Source organism: Streptomyces olivoverticillatus (genome assembly GCF_014203555.1).
Lineage (GTDB): Bacteria > Actinomycetota > Actinomycetes > Streptomycetales > Streptomycetaceae > Streptomyces > Streptomyces olivoverticillatus.
Genome location: NZ_JACHJH010000002.1, coordinates 210,093 through 226,975, shown reverse-complemented (window position 1 = coordinate 226,975; position 16,883 = coordinate 210,093). Strand labels below are relative to the sequence as shown.

15 protein-coding genes are annotated in these 16,883 nt (G+C 74.2%); 6 read left to right on the top strand and 9 right to left on the bottom strand.

The genetic code is table 11. The features are described 5' to 3' along the window. Positions 1 to 82: 82 nt before the first annotated feature. From FHS39_RS06470 to FHS39_RS06460, 3 genes are all read right to left on the bottom strand, one after another. Entirely contained in the window at positions 83 to 1,735 is a 1,653-nt protein-coding gene (locus FHS39_RS06470) for a sigma-70 family RNA polymerase sigma factor (protein WP_343069395.1), read from the bottom strand. A 108-nt stretch (positions 1,736 to 1,843) separates the two neighbouring features. Next, positions 1,844 to 3,322, bottom strand: coding sequence for a PH domain-containing protein (locus FHS39_RS06465; protein ID WP_184347186.1), 1,479 nt, complete (start codon positions 3,320 to 3,322; stop codon positions 1,844 to 1,846). Next, on the bottom strand, positions 3,319 to 3,834 hold the full coding sequence (locus FHS39_RS06460; RefSeq protein WP_184347178.1) for a PH domain-containing protein: 516 nt from the start codon (positions 3,832 to 3,834) through the stop codon (positions 3,319 to 3,321). The genes FHS39_RS06465 and FHS39_RS06460 overlap by 4 nt, the downstream gene beginning before the upstream one ends. A gap of 117 nt (positions 3,835 to 3,951) precedes the next feature. On the opposite strand from FHS39_RS06460, the gene FHS39_RS06455 reads away from it, so the two are divergent. After that, a complete protein-coding gene (locus FHS39_RS06455; RefSeq protein ID WP_184347169.1) occupies positions 3,952 to 4,563 on the top strand; it encodes a TetR family transcriptional regulator C-terminal domain-containing protein in 612 nt (203 codons plus the stop codon). A gap of 12 nt (positions 4,564 to 4,575) precedes the next feature. Here FHS39_RS06455 and FHS39_RS06450 read toward each other — a convergent pair whose 3' ends face one another. The 6 genes from FHS39_RS06450 to iolC form a co-directional block, all read right to left on the bottom strand. Continuing rightward, the gene (locus tag FHS39_RS06450) at positions 4,576 to 6,651 is read right to left on the bottom strand and encodes an FUSC family protein (protein ID WP_184347167.1); all 2,076 of its coding nucleotides are present in this window, start codon (positions 6,649 to 6,651) and stop codon (positions 4,576 to 4,578) included. A gap of 48 nt (positions 6,652 to 6,699) precedes the next feature. Then, on the bottom strand, positions 6,700 to 8,193 hold the full coding sequence (mmsA, locus tag FHS39_RS06445) for a CoA-acylating methylmalonate-semialdehyde dehydrogenase (RefSeq protein WP_184347165.1): 1,494 nt from the start codon (positions 8,191 to 8,193) through the stop codon (positions 6,700 to 6,702). Positions 8,194 to 8,208: 15 nt separating this feature from the next. Next, positions 8,209 to 10,092 carry a 3D-(3,5/4)-trihydroxycyclohexane-1,2-dione acylhydrolase (decyclizing) gene (gene iolD / locus FHS39_RS06440; protein WP_184347156.1) on the bottom strand — a complete coding sequence of 628 codons (1,884 nt, stop codon included), beginning with the start codon at positions 10,090 to 10,092 and terminating at the stop codon, positions 8,209 to 8,211. Beyond that, the gene (gene iolB / locus FHS39_RS06435) at positions 10,089 to 10,934 is read right to left on the bottom strand and encodes a 5-deoxy-glucuronate isomerase (RefSeq protein ID WP_184347154.1); all 846 of its coding nucleotides are present in this window, start codon (positions 10,932 to 10,934) and stop codon (positions 10,089 to 10,091) included. Before iolB ends, iolD begins: the two co-directional genes overlap by 4 nt. 155 nt (positions 10,935 to 11,089) lie before the next feature. Next, positions 11,090 to 11,968, bottom strand: a complete 879-nt coding sequence (locus FHS39_RS06430) for a Cgl0159 family (beta/alpha)8-fold protein (protein WP_184347152.1) — start codon at positions 11,966 to 11,968, stop codon at positions 11,090 to 11,092. Then, the gene (gene iolC / locus FHS39_RS06425; protein ID WP_184347150.1) at positions 11,965 to 12,942 is read right to left on the bottom strand and encodes a 5-dehydro-2-deoxygluconokinase; all 978 of its coding nucleotides are present in this window, start codon (positions 12,940 to 12,942) and stop codon (positions 11,965 to 11,967) included. Before iolC ends, FHS39_RS06430 begins: the two co-directional genes overlap by 4 nt. A gap of 230 nt (positions 12,943 to 13,172) precedes the next feature. Here iolC and FHS39_RS06420 point away from each other — a divergent pair, with 230 nt between their 5' ends. The 5 genes from FHS39_RS06420 (at position 13,173) to FHS39_RS06400 (ending at position 16,848) form a co-directional block, all read left to right on the top strand. Beyond that, the gene (locus FHS39_RS06420) at positions 13,173 to 14,093 is read left to right on the top strand and encodes a sugar phosphate isomerase/epimerase family protein (protein WP_184347148.1); all 921 of its coding nucleotides are present in this window, start codon (positions 13,173 to 13,175) and stop codon (positions 14,091 to 14,093) included. Positions 14,094 to 14,106: 13 nt separating this feature from the next. After that, positions 14,107 to 15,141, top strand: a complete 1,035-nt coding sequence (locus FHS39_RS06415) for a Gfo/Idh/MocA family protein (protein ID WP_184347146.1) — start codon at positions 14,107 to 14,109, stop codon at positions 15,139 to 15,141. A 20-nt stretch (positions 15,142 to 15,161) separates the two neighbouring features. Beyond that, complete coding sequence (locus tag FHS39_RS06410; RefSeq protein WP_184348696.1) at positions 15,162 to 16,172, top strand: Gfo/Idh/MocA family protein; 1,011 nt, start codon at positions 15,162 to 15,164, stop codon at positions 16,170 to 16,172. 201 nt (positions 16,173 to 16,373) lie between these two features. After that, on the top strand, positions 16,374 to 16,580 hold the full coding sequence (locus FHS39_RS06405) for a helix-turn-helix transcriptional regulator (RefSeq protein WP_184347144.1): 207 nt from the start codon (positions 16,374 to 16,376) through the stop codon (positions 16,578 to 16,580). A 1-nt stretch (position 16,581) separates the two neighbouring features. Further along, positions 16,582 to 16,848: a heavy-metal-associated domain-containing protein gene (locus FHS39_RS06400; RefSeq protein WP_045934103.1), complete on the top strand. Its 267-nt coding sequence runs from the start codon at positions 16,582 to 16,584 to the stop codon at positions 16,846 to 16,848. Positions 16,849 to 16,883: the final 35 nt, after the last annotated feature.

The window sequence follows — 16,883 nt, the reverse complement described above, 5'->3', positions numbered from 1 at the left end:
CCGGACCGCCGGAAGAGGCGGCCTTCCACTCGAAGGGGGGACGACCGGCCGGCTCAGCGGCCGGTCGCCCGGAGGCCCGTCGTCAGCGCGCGCCGAACACCTGGGTCCAGCGCGGGCCGCCGGGGGCGTTGTTGATGCCGACGCCGATCTCCTTGAAGCTGCAGTTGAGGATGTTCTTGCGGTGGCCGTCGCTGTGCATCCAGGAGTCCATGACGGAGGTGGGGTCCGGCTGCCCGTAGGCGATGTTCTCGCCGTACGTGCTCCACTGGTAGCCGGCGGCGGTGATGCGCTCGCCGGGGCCGGCGCCGTCGGGGTTGGTGTGGTCGAAGAAGTTGCGGGCCGCCATGTCGTCGGACTGGCCCTGGGCCGCGGCGTTCAGCTTGTCGTTGGGCGTCACCGGCGAGCAACCGGCCTTGGCGCGCTCGACGTTGACCAGGTCGACGACCTGCTGAGCCACCGGGCCGCCGCCCCCGCCGGCCGGGGGCTTGGGGGCGCGCTGGGCACGGGTGGCGGGCGCCGCCTCGGTCTCGGGCGCGGCGGTGGAGGGCTTCGGGGAGTCCGCGGTCTCGGAGCTCTTCGGCGAGGGGGAGGCGCTCGCGGAGGGGCTCGCCGACGGCGATGCGCTGGGCTTCGCGGACTGCGAGGGGCCGGTGCGCAGCGGGGCGGGGGCCTGGGCGTCGAGCTGCTTGACCTTGGCCGGGGCACCCGCCTCGGTGCTGACGGTGCTGTCGTCGGTGTCCTGGAAGAAGTGCATGCCGCCGAGCACCCCGCCCGCCAGGAGGGCGAGCACCCCGGCCCCGACGAGGACCCGCTTCGTGGTCTGCGGACGGCCGTCCCGGGCGCGGTGCCGGCTGCTGCCGACGCGGTGGCTGCGCGGCCGCCCGGCGGCCGTGGCCCCGGTGCCGCCCGGCGCCGCCGAGGCGTAGGCCACGGGTGCGCTCGGCAGGACCGCGGAGCCGTTCCACCAGGAGAGCAGTCCGGCCCCCAGCGGCACCAGCCCGAGGCCGACCAGCAGCCCCTCGGCGGGCACGAGCGCCGACAGGGCGCCGGTGCAGCGGCCGCAGCCGCGCACGTGCCGGGCTATGCGCTTGCGCCACAGCGCGGAGGGGGTGCCGTCCCACGAGGCGACGACGTCGGCGAGCTGCGAGCAGCGCGGGTGCGCGGCGAGCGCCTGCACCACGCCGCGGGCGATGTCGAGCTGGGCCTTGGTCCGCTGGATGCGGACGGCCGCGTGCTGCGGCGACATTTCGAGCGCGCTCGCGACCTCGGCCCGGGTGAGCTCGCCGGCGGCCTCCAGCCACCACAGCGACAGCGTGTCCTGCTCGCCGTCGTCGAGCCAGCGGGTTGCCTCGGCGACGTCCTTGCGCTGGCCCTGGAGGCCGAGCCGGACGATGGTGAGGTCGACGAAGTCGGCCTTCGGGTCGGCGACTTCGCCGACCTCCTGCAGTCCACCGACGGGGGCGTCCGGACGCTCCGCCCGACAGTGGCTGCGTATCTGGTTCATGGTGATGGCCACGAGCCAGGAGCGGAATCCGGCGGGGTCGCGCAGGCCGTCGAGGCCGTTGATGACCCGGAGCATCGTCTCCTGGACCACGTCGTCGACGTCCGCGTGCCCCTTCAGGGCGCGGCCGACGATGTTGTAGACCAGCGGCAGGTAGTCGGTGACGAGCTGGTCCTGTGCTGCCGTGTCCCCGGCCCGCGCCGCCTCGACCACGGCCACGTTCTCACTCTTCACGCCCGCCACACCTCTTTCCGTTCGTCTCCGACACATAGGAGACGGGGGGACTCCTGGCGGATAACGAAAACATGGGACACGTTTGCGCGGCCGCTTCCGTGGGGTACGTCACACGGCCAGGAACTCCGCCAAAACGCCCGGCGTGACCGCCTCCGCGAACCTGGGTGCCTCCGCCGCCGCCATGTCCCGGACGCGGTAGGCCTCCTCGCCCGCGGCGACGGCGGCCGTGGCGGTGACCACCCCGGCGCGCCGCGAGAAGGGGGTGTCGGTGAACGTCCAGGCGAGCACGGCGCTCCGGTCGAGGGTGACCGTCTCCCGGGTGAACGTGCCGGACCGCAGCACCAGATGGCGCCCGCGCACCGCATGCCCGAGCGACCGGTACGCGTCACGGGCGAGCGCGCCGACGGCAGCGGTGCCCGCCACCGCCCAGGCGGCCGCGCACCCGAGCAGGACGGGCGCGAACAGTGCACCGGTCACGGCGAGCGCTGCACCGACCGGCAGCACGCACCACACCAGCCCCCGCACCACCCGCCGCCGCAGCGCGACCCGGGGATGCGGCAGCAGCGCACCGGCCCGGCCGGCCCCGAAGACCCCTTCGCACACCCGCAGCGCCTCGGCCCTCGGCGCGGGCGGCAGGATGACGCTGCGCTTGCGGTTCTCCTCACGGTTGCCGAGGCCGCCCGCGACCGCGCGTACGGTCGCGCCGCCGCCCGCGCGCAGCAGCAGTGGTTCGCGCAGGGCCACGCCGCGCAGCCGGGCCCGTTCGATGGAGACGGCGCGGGTCGTGAACAGGCCGTGCCGGACGCGGAGGGTGGCCGCATCGGCCCACTCCAGCCGGAAGCGTGCCCAGTTCTCGGCGTAGAGCACGACCGCTCCCGCGGCCCCGAGGGCGGTGATCGCGAGGAGGGCGAGCGGGATGGTGAGCCACAGGGCACTGTTGCCGAAGTCCTCGGCGGCGCGGCGCACGAAGCCGATCTTCCACGGCTTGACGCCCATCCCGTCGAGGACCCGCCAGACCGCGCCCGCCGCGGCGAACACCCCGCCGAACACCCAGAAGGTGAGGGGCGCATAGCGCAGCCAGCGCGGATCACCGACGGAGAGCACGGGGTCGGGGGCGCCCGCGGACCCGGCGCGGGCGAGCAGTTCGGCACGCAGGCGCTCGGCGGCGGGCCGGGACAGCGCCTCCAGTTTCAGCCCGGCACCGCCCCCGCCCGTGCCGGCCCGCAGGACGGTCAGCCCCAGCAGCCGCTGGACCGGGCCCGCGGTCAGGTCGACGTTGCGGATCCGGTGCAGCGGGATCGCCCGTACCCGCCGGGTGAACAGGCCGGAGCGCAGTTCGAGGGAGTCGGCGGTGACGCGGTAGCGGGTGCGCCGCCAGGTGACGAGCCCGGCGCCGGTGATGCCCGCGCACACGGCGGCGAGGACGCCGAGGGTGATCCAGGCGCGGGCGTCCGGGCGGCCGCCGGCGGCCGCGGCGGTGAGGGCGAGCGAGCCGAGCGGGGCGCCCATCCAGGCGCAGTGCGCGACGAGGGTGCGGGGGTCGGTGGCGCGCCAGCGCGCGCCGGAGGGCTCGCTGATGCCGTTCATTCAGCGTCTCCCGGTATCCGCCGGGCGGCGTCGCCGATGCGCTCGGCGAGGAGGGCCGCGTCCGCGTCGGAGAGTCCGGCGATCTTCACGTCGCCGGCGGTGGAGGCCGTGGTGACGGTGACGGTGGCGAGCCCGTAGCGGCGCTGCAGGGGGCCGCGCACGGTGTCGACGGTCTGGACGCGGGAGAGCGGTGCGATGCGGCGCTTGTGCCGGAACCAGCCGCTCGCCGCGTAGACCGCCGCCTCCCCGACCTCCCAGGCGTGGACGCGGTAGCGGAGGGCGGGCATCGCGAGGGCGTATCCGAGCGCGGGCAGGACGAGCACTACGGCCGTCAGCGGCGCCAGCCACGGCAGGGCGCCCGGGAAGAAGAGGGCGGACAGCGCGAGCAGGACGGCCGCGCTCAGCAGCGCGGGGCCGCTCACCGCGAGCCACGCCTGGGCGGCCCACCAGCGGCGGGCGCGCGGATCCACGCGGTGGCGCGGCGGGCGGAGCCCGATCTGTTGACCCGTCATGACGGATAAGCCCCTCCCCGGACCCGTTTCCAGGTCATCTGTATGGCGAAAATCCCGGCGCTAAGCTATAGCAATACGATTGACCTGTAAAACGGCCCCCTCCGAAAGGCGCCACCCGTGCCCAAGCGCGTCGACCACGACGAACGCCGCCACCGCATCGCCGAGGCCCTCTGGCGCCTGGCCTCCTCCCGCGGCCTCGACGGCACGAGCCTGCGCGACGTGGCGGCCGAAGCGGGCATCTCGCTGGGGCAGTTGCAGCACTACTTCTCCAGCAAGGGCGAGATGCTGCTCTTCGCCCTGGAGCACATCAACAAGCTGGCGGAGGCCCGGGTGCTCGAGCGCGTCGTGCCCCTGCCGGAGGAGGACCGCTCGCCGCGGCGGGTGCTGCGCGAGTCGATCGCGGAGATGCTGCCGCTGAACGAGGAGAGCCGGACCGGGAACCTGGTGCAGATCGCGTACTTCGTACGGGCCGTGCACGACGAGCGGCTGCGGCGGCATGCGCGGGAGGGGATTCCCGCGCTACGGGAGTTCTTCGCGGGGCAGCTGCGCATCGCGGCGCAGCGGGGGGAGATCGCGGCCGGACGGGACGCCGAGACCGAGGCGATGCTGCTGATCGCCCTGGCCGACGGCCTGACCAGCTACGCACTGCTGGACGTGCACTCACCGGGCGAGGCACTGCGCTTGCTGGACGCCCACCTGGACCGGTTGTTCACGCCTGATCCGCGCTGACGCGCGTCGTCCTCATCCCCGTTTGCGCCCCGGCGACAGCGCCTTCGCCAACTCGTCGAACGCCTCCAGCAGAAGCTCCGTGGCCCGCACCGCCACCCCTTCGTCCCCGGCCTCGCGCCGCCACGCGGCATACGCCTTGCGCGGCTCGGCGAAGGTGACCTTCCGCCGCCCGCGCACGGCCGCGACCGCCTCCGGCATCGCCTCCCGCAGGGCGCCCGCAAAGCGTTCCGCTCCCGGGGACGGCTCCGCGTCCGCCGCCGGCAAGTGCGCTTCCATCAGCATCGTCGCCCGGCCCATCGTCGCCAGCGCCGACTCCGCCGCCCGCTCCGCGCCGCGGGAGATGCCGCGGTGGCGCACCGGTTCCTTCTGGGCGCGGGCCGCCGCCTCCTCCCACTCCAGGCGCGCCGCCCGCTGGTCCAGCAGCGCCTCGCGCACCCGGCGCGGCTTGCGGTCGGCGGGGTGGGCGTAGACGGCGAGCACGGCCAGCGCATAGCGGCCGTTGGCGTCGAGCCAGTCCGCGAGCCGGTCGCGCAGCTTGAGCGTCTCCCAGGCGGGAAAGAGCGCGTAGGCGGCCAGCGCCAGCAACCCGCCCAGCAGCGTCAGCGCCAGCCTCGCCTGCACCGTCTGCGACCACCCCTCGCCCGCGATGCCGAGCAGGAAGACGACGTACGCGGCGATGCACGCGGACGCCACGCTGTAGCCGGTGCTCATCAGCAGGTACATCAGCCCGATGCACGCCACCGCCAGCGCCGCGCACACGTACGGGCCGGGATGGACGAGGGCCACGAGCCCTCCGGCCAGTGCCACGCCCACCACCGTCCCGGCGAAGCGCGCCACGCCCCGCGCGTAGGTCTCGCCGAAGTCCGGGCGCATCACCATCACCGAGGTCATCGGCGCCCAGTAGCCGTGTCCCAACGGCAGGGCGGAGCCCAGCACGTAGCCGACGGAGACCACCACGGTCAGCCGCAGCGCGTGCCGGCCGATGGCCGAGGAGCGGCGGGCCTCGCGGCGCAGGGCCCGCAGGGCGACGGGGACGAGCCGGGGCACCGAGGGGCGCAGCAGGTGGTGGCGTTCCTCGGCGGTGGTGGGGCGGGTGGACTGGACCGGCTCGTCGGCGGCTTCGACGACGTCCGCGAGCAGCACCATCAGCCGCAGCGCGGAGCGGCGGCCGGCGCCGGTGAGGACGGGGCCGGACTCGGGTACGTCCAGCGCGGCCATCACTTCGGGCGGCAGCCGGACCGGCTTTCCCCAGCGGATGGCGTGGGCCACGGCGTCCAGGACGGCTGCGGCGGCGGCCAGCAGCTCGCGGGCCCGGTCGCGTTCGGGGCCTTCCGCGCCGGCGCCGAGGGTGGGGTCGGCGAGCGAGGCCAGCACGGGCCGCAGCCGTTCGGCCAGGCCGCGCGGGCCGCCCAGCTGGCCCGGCCGCTTCCTGGCCTGACGCGGCGACAGGGCGGCGGCGCTGCGGGCGTCCATCAGCGGCTGCGGGTCGAAGCTCGCCACCGGGTCGTGGCGCAGCCTGCGCGCGTAGTCGGCCTCGGCGGCGAGCGCGTCGGCGAGGGCGTCGCGCTGCACCCCCCAGGGGCGGATGGGGAAGAGGACGATGAGCGCGGCCTGGACGAGGCCGCCGAAGACGATGAGCGCGGCATGGTGCAGGGCGCCCAGCACGGACGTGGGCAGGGTGACGGTGAAGAGCATGCAGGCGACCATCTGGGAGGCCACCACCCCGGTGACCGGCCCCACCGCCCAGGCCAGGCCCGCCAGCAGCGTCCACAGGGCGAGCAGCAGGGCGAACAGGGCGCGGTCGGCGGCGGCCAGATAGCCCAGGAAGGTGCTCAGGCCCAGCGCCGCGGCCGCGCCCAGCGCGAGGACAGGCCGGGGCCGCCAGCTGCGCTGGAAGGTCGCCACCCCGGAGGCGAAGGCGCCGAACGCCGAGGACACCGCGAGCTTGGGGGTGCCGAGCCACAGGATGAGCCCGATGACGACGGCGACCCCGCACGCGCCGCGCAGTGCGACCAGCGGCTCGAGTTTCGTCCGCTCGACCGTCAGCCCGGCGCGTGCAGTGTCTTTCAGCGCCCTCGACCAGGTCATGCCCAGAGCTTACGGCTCACGCCGCGGCAACCCGGGCAGAGAACCCGGCTATCGGTGGCTGGGGAACCCCAGGTCCACGCCGCCGTCTTCCGGGTCTGGCCAGCGGGTGGTGACGACCTTGCCGCGGGTGTAGAAGTGCACGCCGTCGTTGCCGTAGATGTGGTGGGCGCCGAAGAGCGAGTCCTTCCAGCCGCCGAAGGAGTGGTAGCCGACGGGCACCGGGATGGGCACGTTGACGCCCACCATGCCCGCCTCGACCTCCAGTTGGAAGCGGCGGGCCGCGCCGCCGTCGCGGGTGAAGACGGCGGTGCCGTTGCCCCACGGCGAGGCGTTGATGAGGGCGACGCCCTCCTCGTAGGTGTCGGCGCGCAGCACGCACAGCACCGGGCCGAAGATCTCGTCGCGGTAGGCGTCGGCGTCGGTGGGCACCTTGTCGAGCAGGGACAGCCCGATCCAGTGCCCGTTCTCGTAGCCCTCGACGGTGAAGCCGGTGCCGTCCAGGACCACCTCGGCGCCCTGGGCCGCGGCGCCGTGGACGTAGGAGGCGACCTTGTCGCGGTGGGCCTTGGTGATCAGCGGGCCCATCTCCGAGGCGGGGTCGTCGCCCGGACCGATCTTGATCTTCTCGGCGCGCTCGCGGATCTTCGCCACCAGCTCGTCGCCGGCCGCCCCGACCGCGACCACGGCCGAGATCGCCATGCAGCGCTCGCCCGCCGAGCCGTAGGCGGCGGAGACGGCGGCGTCGGCGGCCGCGTCGAGGTCGGCGTCGGGCAGCACCAGCATGTGGTTCTTGGCGCCGCCGAGCGCCTGGACGCGCTTGCCGTGGGCGGTGGCGGTGGTGTGGATGTGGCGGGCGATCGGGGTGGAGCCGACGAAGGAGACGGCGGCGACGTCCGGGTGGACCAGCAGCCGGTCGACGGCCGTCCGGCCGCCGTTGACGACGTTGAGGACGCCGTCGGGCAGGCCGGCCTCGGCGGCCAGTTCGGCGAGGAGGATGGCGGCCGAGGGGTCCTTCTCGCTCGGCTTGAGCACGAAGGTGTTGCCGCAGGCGATGGCGAGCGGGAACATCCACATCGGCACCATGGCCGGGAAGTTGAAGGGCGTGATGCCCGCGACGACACCGAGCGGCTGCCGGATCGAGGCGACGTCCACCCGGCTGGAGACCTGCGTGGACAGCTCGCCCTTGAGCTGCGTGGTGATGCCGCAGGCCAGCTCGACGATCTCCAGGCCCCGGGCGACCTCGCCGAGCGCGTCGGAGTGTACCTTGCCGTGCTCGGCGGTGATCAGGCGGGCGATCTCCTCGCGGTGGGCGTCGAGCAGGGCCCGGTAGGCGAAGAGCACGGAGGTGCGGGCGGCCAGCGAGGAGCCGCCCCACGTCTCGTAGGCGCTCTTGGCCGCCGCGACGGCCGCGTCGACCTCCTCGGCCGAGGCGAAGGCGACCCGCGTGGTGACGGCGCCGGTGGCCGGGTCGGTGACCTGCCCGTACGTACCGGAGGCGCCCTCGACGGTCTTGCCGCCGATCCAGTGGTTGACGGTCTTCATCTGCTGCGACCTCTCTTAACTCAAGTATCGGCGGCGGGCGGCGGCGCTGCGCTCGTACTCCTCCCGGGCCAGCACGGCCGCCGGGCGGGTCGCGGTCTCGGCGACAGGCACATCCCACCACGCCTGGGCAGGGGGCGCGCCGGACACACTGTCGGCTGTTTCGGTCTCCACATAGACACATGTGGGGCCCTCGGCGGCGCGTGCCTCGGCGAGTGCCGCGCGCAGTTCGAGGACGGTCCGCGGGCGCAGGACGGACATCCCGAGGGAGGCGGCGTTGGCCGCCAGGTCCACCGGGAGCGGCTCGCCGGTGTAGGTGCCGTCGGCGGCCCGGAAGCGGTAGGCCGTGCCGAAGCGCTCGCCGCCGACCGCCTCCGACAGCCCGCCGATGGAGGCGTAGCCGTGGTTCTGCACGAGGATCACCTTGATGGCGATCCCCTCCTGCACGGCAGTGACGAGCTCGGTCGGCATCATCAGGTACGTACCGTCCCCGACGAGCGCCCACACCGGCCGGTCCGGGGCGGCCAGGCGCACGCCGATGGCGGCCGGGATCTCGTAGCCCATGCACGAGTAGCCGTATTCGAGGTGGTACTGGCGGCGGGAGCGGGCCCGCCAGAGCTTGTGCAGGTCGCCGGGGAGCGAGCCGGCCGCGTTGATCACCACGTCCTCGTCGCCGACGACGGCGTCGAGGGCGCCGATCACCTGGGCCTGGGTGGGCCGCCTGCCGTCGCCGTCGTCCCGCCAGGAGTAGGCGTAGTCGACCGCCGCCTCCCACTGGGTCTTCCCCGCGGTGTACGCGCTCTCGTAGGCCTCGGGGACCCGGTGGCCCGCCAGCTGCTCGGTGAGCGCCTCCAGCCCGGTGCGGGCGTCGGCGACGAGCGGCAGGCCGGCGAGCTTGTGGGCGTCGTACGGGGCGATGTTGAGGTTGACGAACCGCACGTCCGGGGCGGCGAAGAGGGTGGCCGAGGCCGTGGTGAAGTCGCTGTAGCGGGTGCCGACGCCGATGACGAGGTCGGCGGAGCCGGCGAGGGCGTCCGCGACGGCCGTCCCGGTGTGCCCGATCCCGCCGATGTCCGCCGGGTGGTCGTGGCGCAGCGAGCCCTTGCCGGCCTGGGTGGAGGCCACCGGGATGCCGGTGGCGTCGGCGAGGGCGCGCAGCGCGTCCTCGGCCTCGCTGTGGTGGACGCCGCCGCCCGCGATCAGCAGCGGCCGGCGGGCGGCCCGTACGGCCTCGACGGCGGCGGCGAGCTCGGCCGGGTCGGGGGCCGGGCGGCGCACGTGCCAGGTGCGGTCGGCGAAGAACTCCTCCGGCCAGTCGTACGCCTCGGCCTGCACGTCCTGGGGCAGGGCGAGGGTGACGGCCCCGGTCTCCACGGGGTCGGCCAGGACGCGTACGGCCTGGAGGGCGGCGGGGATCAGCGCTTCGGGGCGGACGACGCGGTCGAAGTACCGGGAGACCGGGCGCAGGCAGTCGTTGACGGAGACGTCGCCCGCGCCGGGGTGTTCGAGCTGCTGGAGCACGGGGTCGGCGGGGCGGGTGGCGAAGGTGTCGCCGGGCAGGAGCAGCACCGGCAGCCGGTTGACGGTGGCGAGCGCGGCGCCGGTGACGAGGTTGGTGGCGCCCGGCCCGATGGAGGTGGTGACGGCGTGCGCGGCCAGCCGGTCGTTGTGGCGGGCGAAGCCGACGGCGGCGTGCACCATGGCCTGTTCGTTGCGGCCCTGGAGGTAGGGCATGGCGTCGCCGGACTCCAGCAGCGCCTGCCCGACGCCCGCCACGTTGCCGTGGCCGAAGATGCCCCAGCAGGCGGCGATCAGGCGGCGGCGGCGCCCGTCGCGCTCGGTGTACTGGTGGGCGAGGAACTCGACCAGCGCTTGGGCGACGGTCAGCCGTCGGGTCGTCATCGTCCTTCTTCTCCGTCCGAGGTGTAGAGCGGCAGCCGCGGGTCGACGGGCTGTCCGGGCCAGGTGCCGCGGATCCAGGCGTGGTCGGGGTGGTCGCGGATGAGCCACTCCCGCTCGGCCCCGGGCCCGGCCATGACGTTGAGGTAGTACATGTCGTGGCCGGGCGCGGCGATGGAGGGGCCGTGCCAGCCGTCGGGGATCAGCACGGCGTCGCCGGTACGGACCTCGGCGAGGACGTCGGTGCCGGCGGGGTGCGAGGGGGTCACGCGCTGGTAGCCGAAGCCGGCCTCGCCGCCGGCGATCTCGAAGTAGTAGATCTCCTCCAGCTCGGACTCCTCGCCGGGGTGGTGCTCGTCGTGCTTGTGCGGCGGGTACGACGACCAGTTGCCGCCCGGGGTGAGCACCTCGACCGCGATGAGCCGGTCGCAGGCGAACACGCCCGCCGCGGCGAAGTTGTTGACCTGCCGCGAGCAGGTGCCGCGGCCGCGCAGCTCGACGGGGACGCCGCGGGCCGGCCCGTACCGCGCGGGCAGCACACGCTCGCACCGCGCCCCGGCCAGCGCGAACCGTCCGCCAGCGGGTGCGGTGAGGGTGGCGTGCGCGTCACGGGGGACGTACGCGAAGTCGGTGACGGCGGTGAAGACGCTGTCGCGTCCGCGCAGTTCGAAGGTCTGGCCGTCGGTTTCAACGGTGCAGCTGCCGCTGAGGGGGAGGACGATCCATTCGCTGTCGCGGGCGTCGAACGCGTGGCCCCTGCCGGGCGGGAGGGTGAGGATACGGAGGGAGGTGTAGGCCCAGCCGGCGGTGCGGGGGGTGATGTCGACGGTGTACGGCACGTTCATGGGCGCATTGTCCTTTCCCCGGACCCGCCCGGTTGTGGGCAGTCGTTCCGCTGGGGCGGAACGGGTGGGCACAACCGGACCACCGGCCGCAGCCACCCCGGGGTCCGGGGCGAAGCCCCGGTTTCGGGAAGGGGCGGGATCGGGGAACCTCCCCCTCACAGCAACCCCACCGCCGTATCGACCGCCCCCGCCACATCCCCGTCCAACGGATAGAGCAACGCCCGCCCCACCACCAACCCCTGCACCGTCGGCAACTGCAACGCCCCCCGCCACCGCTCGAACGCCACGTCGGGCTCGTCCCCCACGTCACCCCCAAGCAACACCACCGGCAGCATGGACGCAGCCAACACCCGTTCCATGTCCTCCACCCGCTCCGTCACCGGCACCTTCAGCCAGGTATAGGCGGACGTGGCCCCCAAGCCCGACGCGATGGTCAGGGACTTCGTCACCGCCTCCGCGCCGAGGTCATTGCGGACATGGCCCGCGATCCGCCGGGAGAGGAAGGGCTCGACGAAGACCGGCAGCCGATGCGCCGCCATGTCGTCGATGGCGCGGGCGGCGGAGACGAGCGTCGTGAGCGACCCCGGATCGTCGTAATCAATGCGCAGCAACAACTTCCCCGCATCGAACCCCCGCCGCACCAAATCCCCCGCCCGCGGCCCCGTGAAGCGGTCGTCGAGTTCGAAGGACGCACCGAAGAGACCGCCCCGGTTCATCGAACCCATGACGACCTTGTTCTCCAGGGCGCCGAGCAGCAGCAGGTCGTCCAGGATGTCCGCCGTGGCGAGCACGCCGTCGACGCCGGGTCGGGACAGGGCCAGGCACAGCCGTTCCAGCAGGTCCGCCCGGCCGGCCATCGCCAGCGGGCGCCCGCCCACGTCCAGCGCGCCCCGCGCCGTGTGGTCCGCCGCAATGATCATCAGGCGGCCGCTGTCGCCGATGAGGGGGCGCCGGGCCCGCCGGGCCGCGGCCTCCGCGATGGCCTCGGGATGCCGGGCCCGCACCGTCACCAGGTCCGGGATGCGTACGGTCACGGCGTCGCCCCCAGCACCGCGGCCACCTCGTCGTACGTGGGCATCGCGGAGGAGCACGCGAGCCGCGAGGCGACGATCGCCCCCGCCGCGTTGGCGAACCGCACGGTGCGCTCCAGCTCCCAGCCGGCGAGCAGCCCGTGGCAGAGCGCACCGCCGAACCCGTCGCCCGCGCCCAGCCCGTTGAGTACCTCGACCGCCACCGGCGGCACCTCGGCGACGGCCCCGTCCCGGTGCACGGCGAGCACCCCCTTGGGCCCCTGCTTGACGACCGCGAGCTCGGCCCCGGCGGCCAGCAACGCCCGCGCGGCGGCGTGCGGCTCGCGCTCGCCGGTGGCGACTTCGCACTCGTCCGCGTTGCCGACGGCGACCGTGGCGTGGGCGAGGGCCGCGGCGTAGTACGGCCGGGCCGCCGCCACCGGGGCGGCAGCGCCCTCGCCGCCCCAGAACACCGGCCGCCAGTCGAGGTCGAAGACGGTGATGCCGCTCTTCGCCCGCGCTTCGAGCGCGGCGAGGGTCGCCGAGCGGCTGGGCTCCTCGCACAGGCCGGTGCCGGTCATCCAGAAGATCCGTGCGGCGCGGATGCCGTCCAGGTCGAGCTCCGGGGTGCGGATCTCCAGGTCGGGGGCCTTGGGGCGGCGGTAGAAGTAGAGGGGGAAGTCGTCCGGCGGATGGATCTCGCAGAACGTCAGCGGCGTGGGGTAGGCGGCCACCGGCGTCACCCACCGGTCGTCCACGCCGAAGTCGCGCAGCGCCCGGTGGAGATAGCCGCCGAAGGGGTCGTCGCCGGTGCGGCTGATCAGCGCGGTGCGGCGGCCGAGCCGGGCGGCGGCGACGGCGACGTTGGCGGCCGATCCGCCGAGGAACCTCCGGAAGGTCTCCACCCGGTCCAGCGCCACCCCGGCCTGGAGCGGATACAGGTCCACCCCGACCCGGCCCATGGTGATCAGGTCGAACGGCGCGGCCGTCCCGGTCATGGTCTTCCCTCCGCCGTCGGCTCAGGGCTCTGGTCTAGCCGCCCGCGCACAACCATGTCAAGCATTTGTCCTTACATAAGGACGTGACATAAGGACGTGCGACGGAACGGGTATTGACGTTACGTCCATATGTCCGGACGAAGCCTTGACACTCCCCCGCCCGCCCGGGAAGCTACGGGCACACCCCGCCTTGCCCGGTCGACGCCGACCGGCGAGAGGAGAGCCGCCGCATGGACGCCGCCGCCAGCCCGACGCCCGCCCTGGACCGCATCCGCGTCGGGTCGGCCCCGGACTCCTGGGGGGTCTGGTTCGCCGACGACCCGGCCCAGGTTCCCTGGCGCCGCTTCCTCGACGAGGTCGCCGAGGCGGGCTACGCCTGGATCGAGCTGGGCCCCTACGGCTACCTCCCCACCGACCCCGCCCGGCTGCGCGAGGAGACCGCCCGCCGCGGGCTGAGCGTCTCGGCCGGCACGGTCTTCTCCGCCCTGCACCGCGGGCCCGCCGTCTGGGACGAGACGTGGGAGCAGGTCTCGCGGGTCGCCTCGCTGGCCCGGGACACGGGCGCCCGGCACCTCGTCGTCATCCCCTCCTTCTGGCGCGACGACAAGACCGCCGAGATCGTCGAGAGCCCCGAACTGACCGCCGAGCAGTGGCACCACCTCGCCGTCGGCACCGAGCGGCTGGCCCGCGAGGTCCGCGACGCCTACGGCCTGACCATCGCCGTCCACCCGCACGCCGACACCCACATCGACACCGAGGCCCACGTCGAGCGCTTCCTGGACGCCACCGACCCCTCCCTGGTCAACCTCTGCCTGGACACCGGGCACTACGCCTACTGCGGCGGCGACAGCGTCGAGCTGATCAAGACCTACGGCGAGCGGATCGGCTATCTGCACCTCAAGCAGGTCGACCCGGCCGTCCTCGCGGGCGTGGTCGAGCAGGGCACGCCCTTCGGCCCGGCGGTCCGGCAGGGCGTGATGTGCGAACCGCCCACCGGCGTACCGGCGCTGGAGCCCGTACTGGCCGCGGCCCAGGGGCTCGGCGTCGACCTCTTCGCCATCGTCGAGCAGGACATGTACCCCTGCCCGCCGGACCAGCCGCTGCCCATCGCCCGCCGCACCCGCGCCTTCCTGCGTTCCTGCGGCGCCTGACCGGGAACATCCGATGACGCGACGACACCCCGCATCCGACCCCCTCGGCATCGCCGTGATCGGCACCGGCAGGATGGGCTCGGACCACGTCCGGCGCATCGACCGGGTCGTCAGCGGCGCCCGGGTGGCCGCCGTCATAGACGTCGACGGCGAGCGGGCCGAGCGGGTCGCCGGCACCGTCGACGGCTGCGCCGCCTACACCGACCCGGCCGCCGCCATGGCCGACGACGCCGTGGACGCCGTGCTGATCGCCTCACCCGGACCGGCCCACGAGGCCGCGCTGCTGCAGGCCTTCAAGCACGACCTGCCGGTGCTGTGCGAGAAGCCGCTGACGCCGGACGCCGCCTCGGCGCTGCGGGTGCTGGAGGCGGAGGCCCGGCTCGGGCACCGGCGCGTACAGGTGGGCTTCATGCGCCGGTACGACGCCGAGTACCAGCGCCTGAAGTCGCTGCTGGATGCGGGCGAGTTCGGGCGGACCCTGATGCTGCACTGCACCCACCGCAACGCCTCGACGCCGCCCGGCTACGCCACCCCCATGATGATCAACGACTCGGTGGTGCACGAGATCGACGTCACCCGCTGGCTGCTGGACCAGGAGATCACCGCCGTCACCGTCCTGCGCCCCGCCCCTTCTTCCGCCGCGCCCGAGGGCCTGAGCGACCCTCAGCTCGTCCTCTTCGAGACCTCCGGCGGCGCGGTCGTCGACGTGGAGATCTTCGTCAACTGCGGCTTCGGCTACCAGGTGCGCTGCGAGGCGGTCGGCGAGCGCGGCACCGCCCGGATCGGCGACGCCCACGGGATGTACGTAAACGCCGCGGGCCGGTGGGGCGGCGAGATCCCCCAGGACTTCACCGAGCGCTTCCGCGACGCCTACGACCGCGAGGTGCAGGCCTGGGTCGACGCCACCCGGCGCGGCGAAGTCACGGGCCCCAGCGCCTGGGACGGCTACGCGGCCGCCGCCGTGTGCGAGGCGGGCGTACGGGCCCAGGCCACCGGGGAACGCACCCCCGTCACCCTCGCCGCCCGCCCCGCCCTCTACGGAGCGTGAGGGCGGTGGGCGCGGCAGGACTGCGGATCGGGCTGCTCGGCGCGGGGCGCATCGGGTCCTTCCACGCCGCCGTGCTGGCCGGCATGGACGCGGTCGGCGAGCTGGTGATCGCCGACGTGGATCCGGGGCGGTCCGCCGCGCTCGCCCGGCAGACCGGTGCGACGGCCGCCCCCTCGACGGAGGAGGTCTTCACGGCCGGACGCGTGGACGCCGTCGTCATCGCCTCCGCCACGGCGGCCCACGCCGAGCTGATCACACGCGCGGCCCGGGCCGGGCTGCCCGCCTTCTGCGAGAAGCCCGTCGCCCTGGACGTGCCGGGCACGGTGCGGGCGCTGAGCGAGGTCGAAGCGGCGGGGACGCTGCTGCAGATCGGATTCCAGCGGCGGTTCGACGCCGGGTTCCGGGCGGCGCGCGAGGCGGTGCGGGGCGGGAGGCTGGGGCGGCTGCACACGATCCGGTGCGTCACCTCCGACGCGGCTCCCCCGCCGCCTGCGTTCCTGCCGCTGTCGGGCGGGCTGATCCGCGACTGCATGGTGCACGACTTCGACGCCGTCCGATGGCTGACGGGGCGTGAGGTGACGGAGGTGTACGCGCTGGGTACGGACGGCGGCGCGGCCTTCTTCCGGGAGGCGGGCGACGTGGACACCGCCGCCGCGCTGCTCACGCTGGACGACGGCACCCTCGTCACGGCGACGGCCACCCGTTACAACGGGGCCGGTTACGACGTGCGTACGGAGCTGTCCGGTGAGCTCGACCAGTGGGTCGTGGGGCTGGACGCCCGTACCCCGGCGACCTCCGCCGAGCCGGGCGGGCCCGCGGCGCCCCTGCGGCCCTGGCCCGATTTCCTGGCCCGGTTCGAGGGCGCCTACCGTGCCGAACTGGCCGCGTTCGTGCAGGCCGTGGCGGGTGGAGCGGGCGCCGGGGACAGCCCCTGCCCGGGCGGCGAGGGGCTGCGCGCGCTGCTCGTGGCCGAGGCGTGCGAGGTCTCCCGGCGGGAGCACCGGCCGGTGCGGGTGGTCGCGGCCGGCTGACGGCCGGAACTGTTACCAGGTCATCTCCGCGTAACGGGCGTCACATCCGCGCGAGCCTTCCGTCACAGAAGCCCGACGGGCCCGCCCGCCTGGTCACTCTCCGTCGTTCTCCGGGACAGGCTCCAGTCACCCACAGGTCACGCCGCAGCTCCCCGACGCACCCCCCTGCCGTCGCTGCGGCGCGACGGAGAGGCGCGAGAGATGACCGACCGTCGACTCTGGTCCTACAAGGAGATCGCCGCGCACATCGGCGTACAGACCGACACCGTGCGCTCGTACCGCAAACACGGGCTCCTGCCCGCCCCCGACCTCACCGAGGGCGGCAGACCCTACTGGTTCGCGGACACCATCCGCGGGTGGGTCGCCCGACGCCCGGGACGCAGCCCCCGGAATACCCCCAGGGGGTAAGCTGTTGTCCGTTGTCACCAAGGAACGACACTTCCCCAGAAGTAGGAGTACGCCCATGACTACCACCGTCTACAAGGTGACCGGCATGACCTGCGGCCACTGCGAGTCCGCGGTCAACAGCGAGATCTCCGCGATCCCCGGCGTCACCTCCGTCGCGGCCGTCGCCGCCACCGGGCTGGTCACCGTGACGGCCGCCGCCGAGCCGGACGACGAAGCGGTGCGCGCCGCCGTCGACGAGGCGGGCTACGAGCTCGCCGGCCGCGCCTGAGCCAGGGGCCGGACGACCCCTTTCCCCGGAGACGT